Raw genomic sequence first — 22281 nt, forward strand, 5'->3', positions numbered from 1 at the left:
GTCAGGGACGCACGTACCGCACCTCGGTGAGCGTCTCACCGAGGAACGGCTCGTCGCGCCGGGCGCCGTCGAGGCGGAAACCTCGCTTCTCGTAGAAGTCGCGGGCGCCGGGGTACCGCTCCGCCAGCCACAGGTACAGCGGCTCGCCGTCGTCCACGACCGCGTCGAAGAGCGCGCGGCCGATGCCCTTCCGGTGCCACGAGTCCAGCAGGTAGACGAAGTAGAACTCGCGCGGAGCCGGGGCGTCCTGATCGCGCGCGGGACCGGAGGCCGCGAAGCCCACGATCTCGCCGTTCACGAGCGCTGCGGCGTGCCGGATCTCGTCGCTCTGGGAGGTGTAGTGCGTCCACAGCTCCGCCATGCGGCGGGGTGAGACGTTCTCGAGGGTCGCGCTCGAGATGAGGCCGTCGTAGGTCTCGTGCCAGACCTTGGCGTGCACGCGGCCCATGGCCTCGGCGTCCACGTCGCGGATCGGTCGGATCAGCAGATCGGTGGGGGTGATGGTCGCCATGGCCAGACTCTACGCATGGTCCGCCCCGGCCGGAAATCGGCGCCGTCGAGCGGAGACATGCGCCCACCGGATCGGGCTGGGGCGCTTGTCGGAGCCGGACAACGGACGCCCCGGATCCGGGTCGGATGTGCCAGCATCGCGACCTGTGAACGTGATCTGGCGGACCCTCATCGTCATGCTCCGCGCGCGGCTGCGCCGCCGACGCGAGGGGCCCCTTCCGATGACCGCGGTGGGACGCGTGCGTCTCACCACCCTGCCGACCGACATCGACGTGCTGCGTCACATGAACAACGGCCGCTACCTGTCGCTGTTCGACCTCGGCCGCTGGGACCTGATGATCCGCACCGACCTCATGGCGACCATGGACGAGCGCGGCTGGTACCCGGTCGTCAGCAGCGAGACGGTCACCTTCCGCAAGTCGCTCAACCTGTGGCAGCGGTTCGAGGTGCAGACCCGCTGGATCGGCCACGACGACCGCGCCCTCTACCTCGAGCACCGCGCCGTCGTGCGCGGCGAGATCTACGCCAGCGCGGTCATCCGGGCTCGGATGCTGCGGCGCACCGGCGGGACCGTCCCGCTCGAGGAGGTCCTCGCGGCGGTCGACCTGCCCGACGAGCTGCCCGAGGTGCCCGCGTGGCTGCACGAGTGGGCGGAGCACGCGGCGCTGCCATCGACGCGCCGACCGGCGCCCAGCGACTGGCGCTGACCCCCTTCCGGAAGGCCGGGCCCGGGGTGGTGCGCCGTCGCCCGGCACGCGGGTAGTTTCGGGCCCATGGCGAGCACGCTGACCGCGGGCGAGGCCTTCGCGGACGTCCTGGCGGGGCTGCACGACACCGTGGCCGACCTCGCCGAGCGCGTCTGCCGCTCGGGGGATCCCGAGCTGCTGCACGACCTGCGGGTCGCCGTGCGCCAGGCCCGCGCGGTGGTCCGGGCCGGGCGCCGCGTGCTGACGCCGGAGGCGCGCGATCGCTGCCGGGCCGAGCTGGGCAGGCTCGCCGACCGGACCTCGCTGCTGCGCGACCTCGACGTGCTGCTCGCCGGGTTCGACGACCTGGAGACCGAGGACGCCGCCGCGCTCGCCGCCGTGCGGGCCCGGCTGGTGCGGCGCCGAGCGAGCGCGAGGGGCGCGCTCGTGCGGACCCTGCGCTCGGAGCGCTTCGCCGCGCTGATGGCCGGATGGCGGCGCGATCTGGCCGTGCCCGGCGGCGGCCCGGACGCCGTGCGGTCCGCGCGCCGGGTGGCGGGACGCCGCATCGCCACCGCGTGGAAGCGCGTCGCGCGCGCCGGCCGCGCGATCGACGACGCCTCGCCGGCCGAGCACTTCCACACCCTCCGCAAGCGCGCGAAGGAGCTGCGCTACCTGCTCGACCGGCTCGGTGGGCTGACCGACCCCGAGGCGCGCGACGCCCTGATCGAGATGCTCAAGCGCCTGCAGGACGTGCTCGGCGCGCACCAGGACGCGGTGGCGCAGCGGGCCCTGGTGCGCGAGGCCGCCGATCACGCGGGCGCCGCGGCGGCCGGCACGGAGCTCGATCGCGCGCTCGCGCAGCGGCAGGCGGCCGCCCGGGCCGGCTTCGCCGACGCGTGGGCCGAGCTCGACGGGTCGCGCAGCCGCCGCCTCGTCGCCGAGGTCACGGGAGACTGAGCACGCCTCGTGGTCCTCGCGACGCAGAGGTGCCCATGCGCGGTCCTCGGTCCATCCGGATCCCGCGCGGTACCGTGATCCCGTGCTCGGGATCCTCGCCACCACGGGGCGGCTGCTCGCGGCCCACTGGCCCGCGCTGCTCGCGTGGTACCTCGCGGGCACGATCGGGCACTATGCTGCGATCCAGCTCGCGGGCTGGGTAGGGGCCTTCAGCGACCTCGGCGGCGCGCTGCTGCTGCCGCTCGCCCCCATCGCACGCCTCGTCGCGTACGTGGCGATGTTCGCGGTCGTCCGCGACGGGCTGCGCCATCTCGACGCGCTCGTGCCGCGGTCCGTCGACCGCGCCGAGCGCCGGCGCGAGTTCGGGCGGATGATGCTCGGCGGCATGCTGCCGTTCATCGCGCTGTACACGGCGTACAGCTACATGACCGACGACATGTGGGCGTTCATCCTCCGTGCGCTGGAGGTGCGCACGGAGATCACGGCCGTCGAGGCCTTCGCGCCGCCGGAGGCCGGCGTGGCGCCGCGCGAGTGGGACTACGTCCCCGGCGAGATGGTGCTCTCCCCGGTGTCGATCGCGATCGTCGCGGCGGCGTTCGCGGTGCGGTGGCTGCTCGGGCGCGAGTGGGCGAAGAAGCGCCGCTGGCTGGTCCCCGTCACGGTGTACCTCGAGGGCCTCTGGGTCACGTTCACCTTCATGCTGCTGATCGACATCCTGAACGCGGTGCGCGGGTGGATCGCCGGACGCGTCGCGATGGTGTGGCTGGCCGACCTGCGCGAGTGGCTGGCCGAGGCGCTGTTCCCGGTCGTGTGGGTGTGGGACGGGCTGGTCTGGCTGGTCGGCGAGACGGGCGGCGTCGTGCTGTTGCCGATCGCCTGGCTGACCGTCGCGGGCACGATCTACGGCCACGCCGTCGCCGCGAAGGCCCCCGAGCTCTCGGGCATGGGGTTCGACCGCGTGAAGCGACGCTACGCATCACTGCGGGCGCCGTTCCGGCGCGTGGTGCGTGACGCGTCGAAGCTCACGACCTCGCGCTTCGAGCCGATCTGGAAGGCGATCGTGCTGATGTGGCGCGCGGGCCCCGTGCTCGTCGGCGGATACGTCCTGCTGTTCACGATCGTCGGGGCGCTCGAGGTGCCGGTGTGGTGGGCGATCACGCGCCTCATCGGGCCGCAGGACTTCGCGACGTTCTGGCTGGCGATCGGCAACTCGCTGGGCGAGATCCCGGAGATCCTGCTCCAGCCGATCGTGGTCGCCCTGGTCGCGGCCGCCTACGACGCCACGCTGCAGCGGCTGACGCCTGCGGCGCCGTCGGCGCCGAGCTCGGATGCGCCGGTTCCGCCCGCTGCGGGTGCGCCGCCGGTCCCGGGCACACCGCCGGTGCCCGGTGCGCCGCCCGTTCCAGGGGCGCCGCCGATCCCGCGCGCCGGGAGCGCGGGCCTAGTCGCCGACCTCGAGGCGCAGGAACCGCGGCAGCTCGTCCGCGACCACGAGCTCCGCGACGAACGGGCCCTCGGCATCCTCCGGGAGGAGGAACGGCGCCTCGATGAGGTACGGCGCGGTGCTGTCCGACGGGCAGTAGTCGGTTCCGTCCCAGTCGAGCGGTCCCGACGGCGATGACGCGCGCTCCCAGTGGCGAGCGCCGGAGGCCTCGCGCAGCGTGAGGTCGCACATCGGCGGCTCCGCGCCCGGCCGCACCGCGATCTCGACGACGACCACTTTCGCGTCAGCCGGGATCTGGTCGGTCAGCTCCGCCGTCGCGTCCGTCAGCCGGGCGTCGCCGAACGTGGCGCCGGCGAACTCGACCGACTCGCCCTCGGGCACCTCGATCGGCGAGATCGGCCGGTAGCCGTAGTACGTGATCCACTCCTGCCCGCCGATCACGACCACCGCGGCGGGGATCAGCGCGGCGAGCGCGCCCAGCGCGAGCCCGTTGCGACGCCACCAGCTCATCGCGACCACTCCCGGTCGGGGATCTCCGCGGGCGCGGCGAACGAGATCTGCGTCAGGTCGACCTCGTGCGTGACGACCGAGTCGAGCTGCCTGTTGATGTCGTCGTAGGCGAAGCTCACGACCGCGCGGCGATTCTGCGCGCTGTCCTCGAGAGCGTCGATGGGCAGCTCGAACGCGGCGGTCGCGGTGGCCGGCAGGCCGATCCGGAGGCGCTCTCGCGGCGCCGCGAACAGCGGGCGGTCGGTCGCGCGGTACGTGCGGTCGCCGATCCGCAGCTCGATGCGCTGCAGCGAGGCCGTGGCCTCCTCCGACACCGCCTCGGCCTCGAACTCCACGAGCAGCCACGGGCCCGGGCCGCTCCAGCCGTGCGCGTCGGACAGCTCGGACGCGCCCGACACGTCCAGGACCGTCAGGCGCAGGTTGCGCGCCTCGGCCGGCTCGCCGAGCGTCGCCGCCACGGGGAACGGCTGCTTGGGGAAGTCGGTGTCCGGAGTCAGGGCCATGACGCCCCAGGCCGCGGCCACCAGGCCGACGCCGATGGCCCAGCGCCCGGCCGAGTGCAGGTGCGTCGCGCTCAGGGGGCTCATCCGCCGTCCTCCTCGCTGTCCGCGCCCGCTCCGACATCCTCGATCTCGAGGTCGACGTACGCGGCCGGGGCGGGATCGACCCAGCTGTGGTCGTCCTCGCTGCCGCCGAGCCGGTGCCAGTCGTACCGCTCGTAGTCGGACAGCGTGAGGCGCACGAGGTCGCCCGCGCGGAGCAGGTCGCCCGGGACGGGCCAGCTGACCACGACCTGCACGGGGACGTCCGGCTGCAGCCAGGGCGCGAGAGTCGAGTCGTCGACACGGGCGATCGAGCTGGTCGCCTCGTCGCCGGAGGGGCGCTGGGCGGGCAGCTCCTCGATCGTGAAGGTGGCCTCGCTGAACTGCGAGCTGAGCAGCGGGTTGTCCGTGATGTTCTGCAGGGTCGCGACGACCGCCAGGACGCGCTCGCCCTCCTCCGGATAGGTGCCCGAGCCGGGGAGCTCGTCGATCAGCACCGCCCGCTCGACCGTGATGTCGAACTGCTGGTTCGTGTGGGTCTCGCCCGCTGCGAGCACCGGCAGCGGCTCCGGCTCCGGACCGGGGGCGTCCGCGAGCCCGCCGAAGCCGGCCGTGGCACCCAGGAACACGGCCGTCGCGGCGACCGTGATCCACGTCGCGGGGACCTTTCCGGCCGCGACCTTGATCCACTGCCGCGGCGTCGTGCGCTTCTGCGCCGATGCGGGGTCTTCGGGCGCCGACGCGGGTGCGGCGACGTCGGCCGCCTGCGTGAACGCCTCCCCCTCGCGCATGTGGTCAGTATGCCCGTGCGCGCGCCCGCGCGCCCGTGACAGAGGTGCCCACCGCCGTCCGCGGCACGGCGGTGGAGAACCCTGCGCGGCGCCGCGGGCCGACCTAGGCTGATCGCATGGCCGACGTCCTCGACCCGTCCTCGGGATCCGGCGCCCCGGATCCGGGCCCGCCCGAGCCTGCTCCCGCCGGATCCGGCGATCTCGTGGCGGACGCCGTCGCCCTGGCGCAGCGCTGGGTCAGCGAGGCCGCGCAGACCGAGACCGACGCCTCGGCGCGCCGGCTGGCCGGCGTGCTGCAGGACCCGAACGGCCTGCCGTTCACGCTCGGCTTCGTCGACGGCGTGATGCGTCCCGAGAGCCTCACGGCCGCGGCGGCGAACCTCAACCGGATCGCCCCGCTCGTGCCGGACTTCCTGCCCTGGTACCTGCGCGGCGCCGTGCGCGCGGGGGGCGCGGTCGCGCCGGTGCTGCCCGTGGCGGTCGTGCCGGCCGCGCGCCGCATCCTGCGCGAGATGGTCGGCCACCTGATCGTCGACGCGCGCCCCGAGAAGCTCGGCCCGGCGATCGAGCGCATCCGGGAGAGCGGGGCGCGCCTCAACCTCAACCTGCTCGGCGAGGCGGTGCTCGGGGAGCAGGAGGCGATGCGGCGCCTCGCGGGGATCCACGAGCTGGTGCGGCGCCCCGACGTCGACTACGTGTCGGTCAAGGTGTCCGCCATCGCGAGCCACCTGTCGATGTGGGCGTTCGACGAGACGGTCGATCTCGTGGTCGAGCGGCTCCGCCCGCTGTACCTCACGGCGGCTGACCACGGCACGTTCCTCAACCTCGACATGGAGGAGTATCGCGACCTCGACCTGACGATCGCGGTGTTCCGGCGCCTGCTCGAGGATCCGGACCTCATGGACTACCGCGCCGGCATCGTGCTGCAGGCGTACCTGCCCGATGCCCTCCCCGCCCTGGAGAGCCTGACCGCCTGGGCGAACGAGCGGGTCGACGCGGGCGGCGCTCCGGTCAAGATCCGCCTGGTGAAGGGCGCGAACCTGCCGATGGAGCGCGTCGACGCGATCATGCACGGCTGGTCGCTCGCGACCCACGACTCGAAGCTCGACACGGACGCGTCCTACCTGCGGTGCCTCGACTTCGCCCTCCGGCCCGAGCACACGCGCGGGGTCCACGTGGGCGTCGCCGGGCACAACCTCTTCGACATCGCCTACGCGTGGCTGCTCGCGGGCGAGCGCGGGGTGAGGGACGACGTCGAGTTCGAGATGCTGCTCGGCATGGCGCAGGCGCAGGTCGCGGCCGTGTCCCGCGAGGTCGGCCACGTGCTCCTCTACGTCCCGGTCGTCCGGCCCGACGAGTTCGACGTCGCGGTCAGCTACCTGGTGCGGCGCCTGGACGAGGCCGCGTCGGGCGAGAACTTCCTGTCCGCCGCGTTCGGCATGCACGAGGACCGCGCCCTGTTCATCCGGGAGCGGGACCGCTTCGTCGCCTCCGTGCGCCGCGCGGCCGAGCCGACGCTGCCGACCGGGCCGAACCGGGCGCAGGACCGGGCCGAGGCGCAAGCCACGAACGCGGATGCCGCGGAGCGCGCGGACGAGGATCTCACGCAGGCCGTGCTCGACATCGCGCGCGGATCCGGATCGCCCGCGCTCGGCGACGAGGAGATCGACGACCCGACCGTGGAGTTCCGTGGCCTCGGCGACGACTGGGTCGAGACGGCCGTGTTCGCGCGCCGCGAGAGCGCCCGCGCCGAGGGGGCGCCGGGCTTCCGCAACGCGCCCGACTCGGACCCCGCGCTGCCGGCGAACCGGGCCTGGGCCCGCGAGATCCTGGCGCGCATCCCCGGGTCGACCGCGGGCGATGCCACGATCGCGGCGGCGCGCGTGACCGACGCGGAGGCGCTCGAGGACCTCGTGGCCCGCGTGCGCGCCGCGGGGGAGGACTGGGGCCGGCGTCCGGCCGCCGAGCGCGGCGAGGTGCTGCGGCGCGCCGCCCGCGCGCTGGAGGCCCGGCGCGGCGAGCTGATCGAGGTCGCCGCGTCGGAGACCGGCAAGGTCTTCGCCGAGGCCGACACCGAGGTGAGCGAGGCCGTGGACTTCGCGAACTACTACGCCGCGACCGCGCGGGAGCTCGACCGGGTGCCCGGCGCGGTGTTCGAGCCGTCGCGCCTGACCGTCGTGACGCCGCCGTGGAACTTCCCGATCGCGATCCCCGCGGGCGGGGTGCTGGCCGCGCTCGCCGCGGGATCGGGCGTCGTGTTCAAGCCCGCCCATCAGGCCCGCCGCTGCGCGGCCGTGGTCGCCGAGGCGCTGTGGGACGCCGGCGTGCCGCGCGACGTCCTGGCGCTCGTGCACCTCTCCGAGGGCGATCGCGGCTCGGGCGACCTGGGCCGCCGGCTCATCGGGCACGAGGCGGTCGACCGGGTCATCCTGACCGGCTCGTGGGACACCGCGAAGCTCTTCCGCGGCTGGCGTCCCGACTTGCCGCTGCTGGCCGAGACCAGCGGCAAGAACGCCATCGTCGTCACGCCGTCGGCCGACCTCGACCTGGCCGTGGCCGATCTGGTCAAGAGCGCGTTCGGCCACGCGGGCCAGAAGTGCTCGGCCGCGTCGCTCGCGATCCTGGTCGGCCCGGTCGCGCGGTCCAAGCGGTTCGCGCGGCAACTGGTCGACGCGACCCGCTCCCTGCGCGTGGGCCCGCCGTCGGATCCGCTGTCGGAGATCGGACCGGTCATCGAGGAGCCGACCGGCAAGCTCGAGTGGGCGCTCACCACGCTGGACGAGGGCGAGCGCTGGCTCGTGCAGCCGCATCGCGTGCGCGACACCGGATGGGAGGGCGAGGGCCGCTACTGGACGCCCGGCATCCGCACGGGCGTGCAGCCCGGATCCCGCTTCCACCGGGAGGAGTTCTTCGGCCCCGTGCTCGGCATCATGCACGCGCCGACCCTCGCGCGCGCGATCGAGCTGCAGAACGCCGTGGACTACGGCCTCACCGCCGGGCTCCACACGCAGGATCCGCACGAGCTGGCCCTGTGGCTCGAGACGGTCGAGGCGGGCAACCTGTACGTCAACCGCGGCATCACGGGGGCGATCGTGCAGCGCCAGCCGTTCGGCGGCTGGAAGCGCTCGTCGGTCGGCGCCGGGGCGAAGGCGGGTGGCCCGAACTACCTGATCGGCCTCGGATCGTGGCGCCCCTCGTCGGGCGGGCCGTCGGGTCGCTCGCTGCACCTGCGCGGGCTCGACACCCGGATCGCAGCCGTGATCGAGGCCGCCCAGCCGTCGCTGAGCTACGAGGAGTTCGACTGGCTGCGCCGCGCCGCGCTCTCGGATGCCGTCGCCTGGGACCGCGAGTTCGGTCGCGTCAAGGACGTCTCGCGGCTGGGCGTCGAGCGCAACCTGTTCCGCTACCGGCCCGTGCCGGTCGCCGTGCGGGCCACGGCGGACGCCACGTGGCAGGCGGTGCTGCGCGTCGTCATCGCCGGAGTCCGCACCGGGGGCGACTTCGTCCTGTCGACCCCGGTGGGGCTCCCGGCGGCGGTGCGCCGCGTGCTCGGCCAGCTCGACGTCTCCGTGCACGTCGAGACCGACGACCAGTGGATCGAGCGCATGCGCGGCGTCGCCTCCGAGTCGCCGGTGACCGAAGACGACGTCCATACCCCCCGGTCGTTGAGCGGAGCTGAGCCGGCCACGTCCCCCCGGTCGTTGAGCGGAGCGGAGCCGGTCCCCTCCCCCCGGTCGTTGAGCGGAGCGAGCGCCAGCGAGCGGAGTCGAAACGGGCTGAGCGAGCGAAGCGAGCCGAAGCCGGCTCCCGACGAGCTCGAGCCCGGCGAGGGCGAGAGCGCCTCCGACGAGGACATGACCGACCTCCTCTCCGACCGCCCGCGCCCGTCCCGGGTGCGCCTGGTCGGCTCGCCCGAGTCGGTCGCCCGGCTCCACGCCGCGCTGGCCGAGGCGGTCGCCGGGGACCCGGATCTCGCGATCTACGCGGGCGAGGTCACCACGGCGGGCCGGATCGAGCTGCTGCCGTTCCTGCGCGAGCAGTCCGTGACGATCACCGCGCACCGCTTCGGCAACCCCGACCGCCTCAGCGCCGACGTCATCTGACCACCCGGGCACCTCGGCGGCATCCTTCCCCGGTGCGGTCGGCGCCGGTACTTTGGCGCCATGGAGATCCTGACCCTGAGCGGGGCGGCGCTGCTGGCGGCCATCCTGGGCGGCGCGGTGATGTGGCGGCTGCGTGAGCGTCGCCGGGCGCGCGACGCCGTGCGCGACGACACGCTGCGCGCCGGCACGGCCCCCGAGCAGTCGCCCGAGGCGGCGGCGCTGCGTGCCGAGGGCCGCTCGAGCTGGATGCGCCCGACGTTCTGACCCTCGCGATCCGTCGCGCGGACATCCGGCGCGGATCCGGGCGTGCGTGCGAGAATGATCCCGGCGTGCCCGTGCCGTTGGCTTCTCACAGCTCCGCCGGGCCTCTGGACAGCGTCCGCCGCTATCTGCAGAGGAGCACCATGTCCGAAACCGCGACCGCGTCGATCACGGCCCCGCAGCGCACGCAGCACAAGCGTCGCTACCTGATGTGCCGGCCCGAGCACTTCACGGTGAGCTACTCCATCAACCCGTGGATGGAGCCCGCGAACCCCACCGACACCGCGCTGGCCGTGTCGCAGTGGCAGAAGCTGTACGACACGTACCTCGAGCTGGGCCACGACGTCGAGCTGATCGACCCCGTGCCGGGCTACCCCGACATGGTGTACACCGCCAACGGCGGCTTCCTGATCGACGGCATCGCCTACGGCCCGAAGTTCCGCTACGAGGAGCGCCAGGGCGAGGCCCCCGCGTTCATCGAGTGGTTCCGCGCGAACGGCTTCGACACGCGCGAGCCCGAGGAGGTCAACGAGGGCGAGGGCGACTTCCTGCTCGCCGGCGACGTGATCCTGGCCGGCACCGGCTTCCGCTCGACGGGCGACAGCCACGCCGAGGTCGCGCGCGTCTTCGGCCGCGAGGTCGTGAGCCTCACGCTGGTCGACCCGCGGTTCTACCACCTCGACACCGCCCTGGCCGTGCTCGACCCGATCGTCGAGGACGGCGCGGAGCCCGGCATCGCCTACCTGCCCCACGCCTTCGACGAGGCGAGCCAGGCCGAGCTGGAGCGCCGCTTCCCGAACGCGATCCGCGTGTCCGACGAGGACGGCGCCGTGTTCGGCCTGAACTCGGCGAGCGACGGGTACAACGTGATCATCTCGCCGCGCGCCAAGGGTTTCGAGCAGCAGCTGCGCGAGCGCGGCTACAACCCGGTGCTGGTCGACCTGTCCGAGCTGCTGCTCGGCGGCGGCGGCATCAAGTGCTGCACGCTCGAGCTCCGGGGTCGCAAGTGACCGCGGCGCTCGAGCCGAACGTCGCACACAACTACCACCCGCTTCCGGTCACCGTCTCGCACGGTGAGGGCGCGTGGGTGACCGACGTCGACGGCAAGCGCTACCTCGACATGCTGTCCGGCTACTCGGCGCTCAACTTCGGGCACCGGCATCCGGAGCTCGTGAAGGCCGCGCAGGATCAGCTGGGCCGGCTCACGCTGACCAGCCGCGCGTTCTTCAACGACCAGCTCGGCCCGTTCGCCACCGCGCTCGCGGAGCTGTGCGGCAAGGACCTCGTGCTGCCCATGAACACGGGCGCCGAGGCCGTGGAGACCGGCATCAAGGTCGCGCGCGCCTGGGGCTACCGGGTCAAGGGCATCCCGGCCGAGCAGGCGAAGATCATCGTCGCGCTCGGCAACTTCCACGGCCGCACCACGACGATCGTGGGCTTCAGCGACGACCCGACCGCGCACGACGACTTCGGCCCGTACGCGCCGGGCTTCGTCGCGGTGCCGTTCGGCGACGCGGACGCGCTCGAGGCCGCGATCGACGAGAACACGGCCGCCGTGCTGATCGAGCCGATCCAGGGCGAGGGCGGCGTCGTGCTGCCGCCCGACGGCTACCTGCGCCGCGTGCGCGAGGTCACGAAGGCCCGGAACGTGCTGTTCATCGCCGACGAGATCCAGTCGGGCCTCGGCCGCGTGGGCGAGACGTTCGCGTGCGACCGCGAAGGCGTCGTGCCGGACGTCTACCTGCTCGGCAAGGCGCTGGGCGGCGGCATCCTGCCGGTGTCGGCGGTCGTGGCGGACGAGGACGTGCTCGGGGTCATCCGGCCCGGCGAGCACGGCTCGACGTTCGGCGGCAACCCGCTCGCGGCCGCCGTGGGGCTGAAGGTCGTGGAGCTGCTGAAGACCGGCCGCTTCCAGGAGCGCTCGCGTCAGCTCGGCGACCACCTGCGCGCCGGGCTCGAGAAGCTCGAGGGCGTCACCGCGGTGCGTTCGGCCGGCCTGTGGGCGGGCATCGACATCGATCCGGCCGCCGGCACGGGCCGCGAGGTGGCCGAGCGCCTGCTCGCCCGCGGCGTGCTCGCGAAGGACACGCACGGCCAGACGCTGCGCATGGCGCCGCCCCTGGTGATCCGCGCGACCGAGATCGACTGGGCGCTCGAGCAGCTGGCGTTCGCCCTGAAGGGCTGACACCGCCCGCGTTCCGGTGCGGATGCGCCCTTATCGAGTCTCGTCAGGGCGCATCCGCACCGGATCACGCCGGGAAGCGCCGGTCCAGCCAGGCGAGCAGGTCGGCGCGCACCTGGGCCTGCTGCACCTCGTTGAAGATCTCGTGGCGCGCGCCCGGGTAGACGAGCGTGGTGATGTCCTCGAGGCCCGCGCGATCGCGGTAGGCCCGCGCGAGCCGGTGCACCGAGAGCGGCCCCGCCACCGGATCGTCGCTCCCCACCATCAGCAGCACGGGGACGTCGTGCCCGGCGGCCGCCCGCAGGCCGCGCCGCGGCAGTCCGTAGATGCGCGCGCCCTCCACGACCCCGAAGAGCTTCTGGATCGGCACGTCCGTCGCCAGCGGGTCCTCCAGGAACGCGCGCCCGACCTCGGGGTCCGTCGCGAGCCACTCCACGCCCGTCGCATCCGGGCCCTTCCACCGTGCGTTGAGGGGCAGGAAGTTCAGGGACGTCGGCGTCCGCAGGCCCGACCCGCTCAGGATGACCGCGTCGTACGCGGCCGGGTCGAGGTTCAGCAGGATCTGGGCCAGGAACGACCCCCACGAGTGGCCCAGCAGGATGAGCGGCAGGCCCGGATTCGCGTCCCGGATGATCCGCGTCAGCTGCGCGCACGCCGCGACCGCGGCGCGGTGGCCGCCGACGCCGAGGCGCCCGAGCTTCGCGGCATCGCCGTGCTGGCGCATGCCGGTGCGCCCGTGGCCGCGGTGGTCGTCGGCGTAGACCGTGAAGCCCGCCCCCACGAGGGCGTCGATGAGCGCGGCGTAGCGCCCCGCGTGCTCGCCCACCCCGTGCAGCAGCTGCACGACCCCGCGCGGGGTGTCGGCGCGGTGGACGTCATAGACGATCTCGACGCCGTGGTCGTCGACGAAGTGCAGGTCCCGTTCTGACGGCATGGCCCGATCCTGCCACTCCCGCTGAGCGGAGCCCGCCAGATCCTTAACCTAACTAATGAGTTAGGCTAAGGAACACGATGCCAGATCTCTCCTCCGACGCCTCCGAGATCCGCGCCGCCACCTTCCGCCTCGCCCGCCGACTGCGGCAGCAGCGCGCGGTCACGACGATGTCGGACGGTCAGTTCGCGGTGCTCGTCGCGCTCAAGCTGCACGGCCCCCACACGCTGACGGCGCTCGCCGAGCGCGAGGGCGTGACCGCGCCGTCGATGAACCGCACCGTCAACTGCCTCGAGGAGGAGGGGTACCTCACCCGCGAGCCCGACGCCGACGACCGTCGCAAGGTCAACATCGCGATCACCCCGACCGGCCTGGAGGTCGTCGAGGAGACCGTCCACCGGCGCGACGAATGGCTCGCCCGGGTGCTGGCCGACCTGCCCGACGGCGACCGCGAGACGCTCCGCGCGGCCGCGAAGATCATCCTGAAGGTCATCGAGCGATGAGTGCCATGTTCCGATCCTTCGCCTCCTTCAACTACCGCGTCTGGTTCATCGGCGCGCTCGTGTCCAACATCGGCGCATGGATGCAGTCCACCGCCCAGAGCTGGGTCGTGCTGACGCAGCTGACCGACAACGACGCGGGCGCCATGGGCGTCACGATGGCGCTCCAGTTCGGCCCGCCGCTGCTCCTCGTGGGCCTGTCGGGTCTGGTCACCGACCGCTTCGACCGGCGCCGCATCCTGCTGATCACGCAGTGCGTGCTGCTGCTGTTCTCGCTCGCGATCGGCATCCTGCTGCTCGCCGGGCTCATGACGCTGCCGCTCATGTACGCGTTCGCGCTCGCGACCGGCGTGGTGCTCGCGTTCGACAACCCCGCGCGCCAGGCGTTCGTGTCCGACCTCGTGCACCGCGAGAACGCGTCCAACGCGGTCGCGCTCAACGCGGCGTCGTTCAACGGCGCCCGGATGATCGGCCCGGCCGTCGCGGGCCTGCTGATCGTGGCCGTCGGCACCGGATGGGTGTTCCTGATCAACGTGATCGCCTACGCGGGAATGCTGATCGCGCTGGCGGTCATCCGGACCGGAGAGCTGATCCCCCGCAAGCGGGCGGACGCCTCGGCGCGCCTCGCCGACGGCTTCCGCTACGTCGCGCGCCGCCCCGACCTGCTCGTGATCTTCGCGATGGTCTTCCTGATGGGCGCGCTCGGCATGAACTTCCCGATCTTCGCCTCGACCATGGCGCTCGAGTTCGGGGAGGAGGCCGACGGCTTCGGCCTGCTCAGCTCGATCCTCGCGATCGGGTCGCTCGCCGGCGCCCTGCTGGCGGCCCGCCGCGCCCGCGCCCGCCTGCGCGTGGCCATCCTGGCGACCGGCGGCTTCGGCGTCGTGTCGATCGTGTCGGCGTTCATGCCGCTCTACTGGCTCTACGCCCTCTGCCTCGTGTTCGTCGGGTTCACGGTCGTGACGACCCTGACCACGGCGAACGGGTACGTCCAGACCACGACGGACGCGTCGCTGCGCGGCCGCGTGCTCGCGCTCTACGTCGCGATCCTGATGGGCGGCACCCCGCTCGGCGCCCCGCTGGTGGGCTGGGTCGCGGCCGAGTTCGGCCCGCGCGTCGCGATCCTGGTCGGCGCGGCGGGAGGCCTGGCCGCGTGCGCGATCGGCCTCACGTGGGTCATCGCGTCGGGCCGCCTGCACCGCCGCCCCGAGGACGAGGGCTTCGGGCTCGTGCTCGACGAGACGCGCCCGATCTCGGTCATCACGCGCCCGCAGCCGACGGTCGCGCCCGAGGAGTTCAGCAACGAGGGCGCGCAGACCACGCCCATCCGCCTGGGCGAGCGCGACGACCTCGACACCGGCTCCGTGCCCGTCCGTCGCTGAGGCCCGCGGCGGGCTTGGGTCGTTTCGACTCCGGCTCGTTCCTCGCCTCCGCTCAACGACCGGGGTCCGGAGCCGCCGGTCGTTGAGCGGAGCGACGAAGGAGCGGAGACGAAACGGCCGAAGCCGCTTCCCACCTCACGCCTCGCGGGTGATGGTCACCGTGACGTAGAGCTCGCTCTTGTGCGGGCCGGCGTAGACGCCGCGCAGCGGCGGAACGTCGTTGTAGTCGCGGCCGCGGCCGACGAGCACGTGGCGGTCGCCGATCTCGATGCCGTTGGTCGGGTCGTAGGCCTGCCAGTCGCCGGCCCACCACTCGATCCATGCGTGGGATTCGCCGCGGACGGGCTCGCCCACCTCGGCGTTCGGCCGCGGGTGCAGGTACCCCGACACGTAGCGCGCGGGGATGCCCACCGACCGCAGCGCCCCGAGCGCGATGTGCGTGATGTCCTGGCACACGCCCTTGCGGGCCTCCCACGCCTCGGCGCCGGTCGAGTGCACCTCGGTGACGCCGGGCATGTACTCGACGGCCTCGCCGATCGCGGTCGCGATGGCGTGCGCCGCCTCGCTCGGGTTGTCGTGGCGATCCGCGATCGTGCGCGCGATCTCGGCGACCTCCGGATGCGGCGCCGTGCGGGTCGTCTGCACGAGCATCTCGACGGTGTCGATCGACCGCTCGGCGTCGCGCGCGAGGCGCTCCCACGTGATGTCCGGGTGCTCGATCGGCCGCGGCCGCACCTCGACCAGGCTGCGCGAGGTGATCTTCAGCTCGTCGTGCGACGACAGCACGTCGAACGACGTCACGCGCGTGCCGAAGTAGTCCACGTACGAGTTGACCGCCGCGGTCGGATGGATGTCGAGGCCCGACGACAGCACGAACTGGCTGTCGGTCGTGCCCGGCAGCATCCGCGCCTCGTTGTACGACGCGGCGACCTTGCCCGCGTAGCGGAACCCGGTCTCGTGCTCGATGCGCAGCCGCTTCATGAGCTCTCTCCGATCCACGTCGGCTCGGTCTGCGTCGGGAAGAAGCGCTGCCGGATGGCGTCCGACGCCTCGCGCGTGACGTGCTGCACGCGATCCATGTGCTCGGGGAGCTCGCTGAGGATCTCGCCGATGGGGCGGTACTCGAGGTCGTTGCGGATGCGTCCGAGCGCCCGCAGCACGGCGTTCGAGTGGCCCACGCGGTCGGCGACCGGGTCGATCGCCTGCATGCACTGCTCGGCCTGCGAGATCGCGAAGATGATCGACCGCGGGAACAGCCGGTCGAGCAGCAGGAACTCCGCAGCGTTCTTGGCGCTCGGCATGCCGCGATAGGTGCGCAGGTAGGGCTCGTACGCGCCGCAGGAGCGGAGGATGGTCGTCCACGACGGCCCGGACGCCTGCGTCAGCGACCGGGTCGCGAGCAGGCGCGCGGTCATGTCGGCCCGCTCGATGCTGCGGCCCAGCGTGAAGAACTGCCACGACTCGTCGCGGCTCGTGGAGGAGTCCGCGATGCCGACTGCGAGCGCCGCCCGCTCGCGCACCCACTGGAAGAACTCGTGCGCCTTCTCGGACTGCAGGCGGCGCGGCATCCGGGCCCGGGTCGTGTTGAGGCACTCCCACAGCTCGGTCGAGACGATCTCGCGCGCGCGGCGGGCGTTCTCGCGCGCGGCCGTGAGCGAGTAGGCGATGCTCGACGGCGTGCCGCGGCTGACCGCGAGGTACTCGAGGACGTGTTCGCGGCGCACCTGGTCGACCTCGCCGGGAGCGATGGCACCCATCACGGCGAGGAGCGAGCGGCACGCGGTGTCCTCGTCGATCCACGGGTCCTCGAGCAGGAGCTGGAGGTGCACGTCGAGGATGCGCGCCGTGCCGTCGCTGCGCTCGATGTAGCGCCCGATCCAGAACAGCGACTCGGCGATGCGGCTCAGCATGATCCCTCCCCCGCCCTGGATCCATGTCTCACTTCGGGCCGGAATAAGGGGCGTTCAGCGGCCGAAAGTGAGACATGGGAACCGGGCAGGGAGCGGCCCTGCTGCTGCTGTTCGCTCTGGGCCATGGATCCCGGATCGTCGTGCGGCGAGTGCGCGACCTCGTCCTGCGGGTCGTAGATGATCGGGATGGCCTGCGTGACCGTCGCGGCCTGGTCGGCCACGAGGCCGGCGAGCCCCGTGCCCTGGCCGTACTCGACGTGCTCGGGCGCGGTGCCGCCGACGACCCACGTGTCCTTGGACCCGCCGCCCTGGCTCGAGTTCACGACCAGCTGCCCCTCGGGCAGAGCCACGCGGGTCAGGCCGCCGGGCAGCACCCACACGTCGCTGCCGTCGTTCACGGCGAACGGCCGCAGGTCGGCGTGGCGCGGGCGCATCCCGTCCTCCACCAGCGTGGGGATCGTGGACAGCATCACGACGGGCTGCGCGATCCATCCGCGCGGGTCGGCGATCAGGCGCCTGCGCAGCTTCTCGAGCTCGGCGGGCGAGGCATCCGGCCCGACGACCAGGCCCTTGCCGCCCGATCCGTCGACCGGCTTCACGACCAGCTCGTGGAGGCGGTCGAGCACCTCTTCGAGCGCGCCCGGGTCCTCCAGGCGCCACGTGTCGACGTTCTTCAGGATGGGCTCCTCGCCCAGGTAGTACCGGATGAGGTCGGGCACGTACGTGTACAGCAGCTTGTCGTCGGCGACGCCGTTGCCGACCGCGTTCGCGATCGCGACGTTGCCCAGGCGTGCGGCGAGGAGCAGGCCCGGCGCGCCCAGCATCGAGTCCGCGCGGAACTGCAGCGGATCGAGGAAGTCGTCGTCGACGCGGCGGTAGATCACGTCCACGCGGCGCAGGCCCCGGGTGGTGCGCATGTACACGCGGCCGCCCGTGCACACCAGGTCGCGACCCTCGACCAGCTCGACGCCCATGAGGCGCGCGAGCAGCGTGTGCTCGAAGTACGCCGAGTTGTACACGCCCGGCGTCAGCACGACCACATTGGGCTCGTCGATGCCCGGGGGAGCGGCCGCCTTGAGCGCCGCCAGCAGCTTGTTCGGGTAGTCGCCCACCGGCCGCACCTGCATCGAGACGAACAGCTCGGGAAGGGTCTGCGCCATGACCCGGCGGTTCGAGATGACGTAGCTCACGCCGCTGGGCACGCGCACGTTGTCCTCGAGCACGCGCATCTCGCCGTGCTCGTCGCGGATCAGATCGATCCCCGCCACCTGGATGCGCACGCCGTTGGCCGGATGGATGCCCGCCGCCTGGCGATAGAAGTACTGCGACGAGGCGATCAGCGCGGCAGGAAGCACGCCGTCGCGCACGCAGTAGCGGCGACCGTACGCGTCCTCCAGGAACGCCTCGAGCGCCTTCACGCGCTGCTTCACGCCCGCCTCGACGCGCGCCCACTCGTCGTACGCGATGACGCGCGGCACGGGATCGATCGGGAACGGCCGCTCCTCGCCCGCGAAGTCGAACGTGACGCCCTGCGCGAGGTAGCTGGAGGCGAGCGACTCGGTGCGCCCGCGGAGCTCGTCCTGCGTCATGCGGGCGAGCGCGTGGTAGAGCTCGCGGTAGGCCGCGCGGGCCTCGGCCGTGTCGCCCGAGCCGGCCGGCTGGCCGAACATCTCGTCGAACGCGGGCAGGCCCTGAGGCGTCTTGCGCGGAGCGAGCGTCGATCCGTAGCCGTCGAACAGGTCCCCCATGGGGCGAGCGTACCGGGGAGTCAGGTTGCGGCGATGTTTCGGGTGTGGGGCACACTGAAGTGCGCGTCGCGCGGGCGCGCCGGACGTCGGGAGGACGCATGCTCGAGGCCCTCGGTTTCGGCAGAGCGGAGGCCGAGCTCTACGAGCTGCTGGTGACGCGCGGCCGGCTCGCGCTCGAAGACGTGCTGGCGCTGGGCGAGCGCGAGGCCCAGCGGATCGCGCTCGAGACGCTGGAGAGCCGGGGCCTGGTCCGCCGGGCGGCGGGGCCCGAGCCCGTGTACGTCGTGGCGCCGCCCGAGTACGCGATCGACGTCCTGGTCGCCGAGCAGATGGCCGCGCTGCGCCAGGTGCGGGCGCGCGCCACAGAGCTCGCGGCCCGGGTCCGCGCGGCGGATCGCGGCGACGACGCCGCGTCGCTGATCGAGGTCGTGTCGGGGCCGGGATCGGCGCGGCAGCTGTTCCGGCAGGTCGTGCGCAGCGCCCGCGAGGAGATCGCGGTGTTCGACCGGCCTCCGTACGCCACTCCGCCGGAGGAGATCGAGGAGGTCCGCGAGGAGCAGGCGCGCCGGTTCCAGACCGACGGCGTGCGGATCCGGACCGTGTTCGACCGCGGGCTGCTGGACGACCCCGTCGAGGTGCGGCGGATCATGAACGGCGTGCGCGGCGGCGAGCAGGCGCGCGTCGCGCCGGTGCCGCTCAAGCTCGCCATCATCGACCGGGAGTGGGGGATGCTCCCGCTGCTGCAGTCCGACGCGGGGGCGGCCGAGGCGGTCGTGATCGTGCGGCGCTCGGTGCTGCTGGACTCGATGATCGCCCTCTTCGAGTCCGTGTGGGCGCAGGCATCCGAGATCCGGCCCGGTGACGACGACGCGGTGCGGGAGTCCGACGAGGCCGACCTGCGCGAGCTCGCGCGGCTGCTCGTCGCGGGCATGACCGACCTCTCCATCGCCCACCACCTGGGGCTCAGCGAGAGGACCGTGCGCCGCCGCACGAAGGAGCTGCTGGACGAGCTCGGGGCGCAGTCGCGGTTCCAGGCGGGAGCGATCGCGGCGAAGCGCGGCTGGATCTGATCGTTCGACCGAAAACTGGCCGCCAGCGGACATTGGCCGGATCCGGTCACGAGGTCGGGAGTAGCGTGCCCACCACCTGGCCGAGCGTCGGGCCCGCCCCGATGCGACGCCGCCCCTTCTCAGTGAAGAGAGCGTCCTATGCGCCGTCGTCTGCCCCGCGTCATCCTGGTCCTCCTCGCCGCCCTCGCCTTCGGGGCCGCGTCCTGGGTCGCCCCCGTCGCGGCGACCGCGGCGCCCTCCGAGGACTACGTCGGCCCCTACTACGGCGACGGGAACCTGCCGCCGGGCTGCATCAAGGACTACAGCCGCGACAACCCGGACAACATCTGCTTCCACGGCAAGACCGGCCTGAACACGCTGGACAGCCCGAAGATCGACGTGGCGGTGCTCGTGCCCGCCTCGCCCACGGCCGAGCGCGACCTGCGCATCATGCGCCAGGCCGCCGAGGCCTGGGAGGGCGGCATCGAGTACCTCGCCGACCAGATGGGGCTGGACTGGCTGCGCGACGGCGTCGAGTGGACCATCAGCACCGACATCGTCGGCCTGACCGACGGCGCGGTGCCGAGCACCTACCCGCTGTACGACCCGGAGATCGTGATCATCGCCACCAACCCGGTCGGCGGCATCGGCATCGGCATCGACCCGACGACGTACCTGACCGACTCGATCGGCGTCATGGACGAGAACGGCGTGCCGTGCCACAGCATCCCGAACCCGTTCTCGCTCGACACGTGGGAGGGCATGCCGGGCTACGACGGCCATCACGGCGACGGCGGCGGCTACTACGTCGAGGACTGCGGCGGCGCCGGCGGCAACGTCTGCTTCTCGGTCAACGGGGCGATCGACCCCGTCCCCGGCACCACGGACACCTTCTCGCTGTTCGACCTCGTGCTGCACGAGACGGGCCACTGCCTCACGCTCGGCCACGTCGGCGACGGCGCCGAGGGCGAGTGGGGCCCCGTGCCCACGACCGACATCATGGCCTACAGCGCCGACCCGGCCGGGCAGAGCAAGTGCGTCTCGACCCTGAACGTCGAGGGCTTCGCGGCGCGGATGAGCCGCTACCTCGACGTGAACGGCGACCAGGCGGTCGACGAGCACGACCACCTGCACGTCAACGACCAGCAGGGCGACGGCAACCCGTTCCAGGTGCAGCACCCGGACAACCACCTGTACGCGTCGAGCACCGGATCGGTGTGGGACTGCCCGCAGCCCGACCTCGGCCTGGTCCCGGCGGCGGAGCCGGTGGACTGGACGCCCGAGCCCGTGAGCTCGTACGAGAACGTGCTCACGGTCGACTCGCCCGAGCACGGGCACGAGACCGCCGACGGCCACGTGCACGTCGCGGGCACGGTCGAGCGCCTGCCGCTGGGTGACGAGCCCGTCGCCACGTCGGTCGCGATCGACGACCCCTCGGGCGACGCCAGCTCGGACCTCACCGACATCGAGCGCGTCGACGTCGAGGTGACGCCTCTCACGGTGGACGTCGTGATCCAGGCGGCCGAGCTCTGGCCGGCCGACTCGACGAGCCTGACCAAGTTCGGCGTCGCGATCGACGGGCGCGAGATCGAGTCGTGGCTCGCCGAGCCGGGCGCCTCGAGCGACGTCGTCACGTACGACCACTCGATGGAGCGCACGCTCCCCAGCGAGTGGTCGCAGTGGGACGCCGTGAGTGACACCGTGACGTTCCGGATCCCGCGCAGCTACCTCGCCGCGGCATCCGTGACCGCGCCGTACGACGTGTTCGCCCTCTCGGGGCTGAAGGCGCCGACCCGCGCCTGGACCGTCGTGCAGGACGACCGCGCTCCGGACGCCGGCCAGGTCGGCGTCGCGGCTCCGGAGGGAACCGAGCCGGCCGCGTCGGCGGGCGACGGCGGCGCGGGCGGCGGCTCGGAGGTCGGCAGCCTGATCGACACGATCGTGCTGGAGCACCCGGACGGCAACACCTTCACGGTGACGGATTCGACGCTCGGCGAGCTGGACGCGACCATCCAGCACCACACCCTCACCGTGCCCGAGCGGAGCGACGTCGAGGTGCGGCTCGAGTGGGCCGACGCGAGCGACCTCGACATGTTCATCACCGGAGCGGCATCCGGTCGCTCGGCGAGCTCCTCCCAGCCCGAGGCCGTGCTGCTCGAGGGCGTCACGGGCACGCTCGACATCGCGGTCGACCCGTACCTCATCGTGGGCGTGCCGGAGACGGCATACACGCTGACGGCCACGGTCGTGCCGGCGCCCGGCGATCCGGGCGGCGAGCCCGAGCCCGGCACCGGAGCCTCGCTGGCGAACGAGCATGTGCGGATCTCCGTCGACGGCGCCGAGGTCGCGGTGATCGACGTCGACACCACCGGAGGCGACCGGGCGGAGGTGTTCGCTGCGGACGTGCACGTCCCGGTCGGCGTCCACGAGATCGGGATCGTGTGGGAGCGCGACGGAGGGGTCTTCCAGACCGCGACCCGCACGGTCGTGCACACCGCCCCGGGCGTCGACCGCGACGGCGACGGCATCGCGGACGCGTCGGACAACTGCGAGCGCCAGCCCAACGCCTCGCAGGCCGACCTGGACGGCGACGGCGCGGGCGACGCGTGCGACGGCGACATCGACGGCGACGGGCACAGCAACGCCAAGGAGCGCGCGCACGGCACCGACCCGTACGACCCGGCCTCGCAGCCCACGCGCCGGGTCTGACCCCGGGGTCGCGGCGGCCCCCTGCCTTCGACTGGTCCCGGGAGGCGAGACTGGCGTCGGGAC

Annotated in this window: 18 protein-coding genes; 11 read left to right on the plus strand and 7 right to left on the minus strand. The window is 72.9% G+C overall.

Annotation, left to right across the window (positions count from 1 at the left end; genetic code table 11):
* Nucleotide 1: 1 nt before the first annotated feature.
* Nucleotides 2-511 (minus strand): GNAT family N-acetyltransferase, encoded by a 510-nt coding sequence (locus ASD19_RS13010; RefSeq protein ID WP_055993483.1) that lies wholly within the window; start codon nucleotides 509-511, stop codon nucleotides 2-4.
* 145 nt (nucleotides 512-656) lie between these two features.
* Between ASD19_RS13010 and ASD19_RS13015 the strand changes: the two genes are divergently transcribed.
* The 3 genes from ASD19_RS13015 to ASD19_RS13025 all read left to right on the plus strand — a co-directional run bounded on the left by ASD19_RS13015 (nucleotide 657) and on the right by ASD19_RS13025 (nucleotide 3777).
* Nucleotides 657-1217 (plus strand): thioesterase family protein, encoded by a 561-nt coding sequence (locus ASD19_RS13015; protein ID WP_055993485.1) that lies wholly within the window; start codon nucleotides 657-659, stop codon nucleotides 1215-1217.
* Between the two features lie 66 nt (nucleotides 1218-1283).
* A complete protein-coding gene (locus ASD19_RS13020) occupies nucleotides 1284-2156 on the plus strand; it encodes a CHAD domain-containing protein (RefSeq protein WP_055993487.1) in 873 nt (290 codons plus the stop codon).
* A gap of 82 nt (nucleotides 2157-2238) precedes the next feature.
* Nucleotides 2239-3777, plus strand: coding sequence for a hypothetical protein (locus tag ASD19_RS13025; protein ID WP_055993489.1), 1539 nt, complete (start codon nucleotides 2239-2241; stop codon nucleotides 3775-3777).
* Between the two features lie 329 nt (nucleotides 3778-4106).
* On the opposite strand, the gene ASD19_RS13030 is transcribed toward ASD19_RS13025, so the two are convergent.
* Together ASD19_RS13030 and ASD19_RS13035 are read right to left on the minus strand one after the other, a co-directional pair.
* Nucleotides 4107-4697: a hypothetical protein gene (locus ASD19_RS13030; protein ID WP_055993491.1), complete on the minus strand. Its 591-nt coding sequence runs from the start codon at nucleotides 4695-4697 to the stop codon at nucleotides 4107-4109.
* Entirely contained in the window at nucleotides 4694-5443 is a 750-nt protein-coding gene (locus ASD19_RS13035) for a hypothetical protein (RefSeq protein ID WP_055993494.1), read from the minus strand. The genes ASD19_RS13030 and ASD19_RS13035 overlap by 4 nt, the downstream gene beginning before the upstream one ends.
* 116 nt (nucleotides 5444-5559) lie before the next feature.
* Here ASD19_RS13035 and ASD19_RS13040 point away from each other — a divergent pair, with 116 nt between their 5' ends.
* From ASD19_RS13040 to rocD, 4 genes are all read left to right on the plus strand, one after another.
* Entirely contained in the window at nucleotides 5560-9546 is a 3987-nt protein-coding gene (locus ASD19_RS13040) for a proline dehydrogenase family protein (RefSeq protein ID WP_082543192.1), read from the plus strand.
* A 60-nt stretch (nucleotides 9547-9606) separates the two neighbouring features.
* A complete protein-coding gene (locus ASD19_RS13045) occupies nucleotides 9607-9810 on the plus strand; it encodes a hypothetical protein (protein ID WP_055993497.1) in 204 nt (67 codons plus the stop codon).
* Nucleotides 9811-9950: 140 nt separating this feature from the next.
* A complete protein-coding gene (gene ddaH, locus ASD19_RS13050; protein ID WP_055993499.1) occupies nucleotides 9951-10817 on the plus strand; it encodes a dimethylargininase in 867 nt (288 codons plus the stop codon).
* Nucleotides 10814-11992 (plus strand): ornithine--oxo-acid transaminase, encoded by a 1179-nt coding sequence (gene rocD, locus ASD19_RS13055; protein ID WP_327040993.1) that lies wholly within the window; start codon nucleotides 10814-10816, stop codon nucleotides 11990-11992. The genes ddaH and rocD overlap by 4 nt, the downstream gene beginning before the upstream one ends.
* Nucleotides 11993-12056: 64 nt before the next feature.
* Here the strand turns inward: rocD and ASD19_RS13060 are convergent, their stop codons facing one another.
* Nucleotides 12057-12923 carry an alpha/beta fold hydrolase gene (locus tag ASD19_RS13060; protein ID WP_055993503.1) on the minus strand — a complete coding sequence of 289 codons (867 nt, stop codon included), beginning with the start codon at nucleotides 12921-12923 and terminating at the stop codon, nucleotides 12057-12059.
* Between the two features lie 77 nt (nucleotides 12924-13000).
* On the opposite strand from ASD19_RS13060, the gene ASD19_RS13065 reads away from it, so the two are divergent.
* Together ASD19_RS13065 and ASD19_RS13070 are read left to right on the plus strand one after the other, a co-directional pair.
* Complete coding sequence (locus ASD19_RS13065; protein ID WP_055993505.1) at nucleotides 13001-13423, plus strand: MarR family winged helix-turn-helix transcriptional regulator; 423 nt, start codon at nucleotides 13001-13003, stop codon at nucleotides 13421-13423.
* A 5-nt stretch (nucleotides 13424-13428) separates the two neighbouring features.
* Nucleotides 13429-14802 (plus strand): MFS transporter, encoded by a 1374-nt coding sequence (locus ASD19_RS13070; protein ID WP_167626790.1) that lies wholly within the window; start codon nucleotides 13429-13431, stop codon nucleotides 14800-14802.
* A gap of 135 nt (nucleotides 14803-14937) precedes the next feature.
* On the opposite strand, the gene ASD19_RS13075 is transcribed toward ASD19_RS13070, so the two are convergent.
* From ASD19_RS13075 to ASD19_RS13085, 3 genes are read right to left on the minus strand one after another with little or no spacing between them, the layout of a single operon-like run.
* Nucleotides 14938-15783 carry a transglutaminase family protein gene (locus ASD19_RS13075; RefSeq protein ID WP_055993508.1) on the minus strand — a complete coding sequence of 282 codons (846 nt, stop codon included), beginning with the start codon at nucleotides 15781-15783 and terminating at the stop codon, nucleotides 14938-14940.
* Nucleotides 15780-16712 (minus strand): alpha-E domain-containing protein, encoded by a 933-nt coding sequence (locus ASD19_RS13080; protein ID WP_055993510.1) that lies wholly within the window; start codon nucleotides 16710-16712, stop codon nucleotides 15780-15782. The genes ASD19_RS13075 and ASD19_RS13080 overlap by 4 nt, the downstream gene beginning before the upstream one ends.
* Nucleotides 16706-18460: a circularly permuted type 2 ATP-grasp protein gene (locus tag ASD19_RS13085; RefSeq protein ID WP_082543193.1), complete on the minus strand. Its 1755-nt coding sequence runs from the start codon at nucleotides 18458-18460 to the stop codon at nucleotides 16706-16708. The genes ASD19_RS13080 and ASD19_RS13085 overlap by 7 nt, the downstream gene beginning before the upstream one ends.
* Nucleotides 18461-18558: 98 nt before the next feature.
* Between ASD19_RS13085 and ASD19_RS13090 the strand changes: the two genes are divergently transcribed.
* Together ASD19_RS13090 and ASD19_RS14640 are read left to right on the plus strand one after the other, a co-directional pair.
* Nucleotides 18559-19530 (plus strand): helix-turn-helix domain-containing protein, encoded by a 972-nt coding sequence (locus ASD19_RS13090; RefSeq protein WP_055993512.1) that lies wholly within the window; start codon nucleotides 18559-18561, stop codon nucleotides 19528-19530.
* Nucleotides 19531-19668: 138 nt separating this feature from the next.
* Entirely contained in the window at nucleotides 19669-22218 is a 2550-nt protein-coding gene (locus ASD19_RS14640) for a thrombospondin type 3 repeat-containing protein (RefSeq protein WP_055993514.1), read from the plus strand.
* The last annotated feature ends 63 nt before the right edge of the window (nucleotides 22219-22281 follow it).

It is taken from the genome of Microbacterium sp. Root53 (assembly GCF_001426925.1).
Lineage (GTDB): Bacteria > Actinomycetota > Actinomycetes > Actinomycetales > Microbacteriaceae > Microbacterium.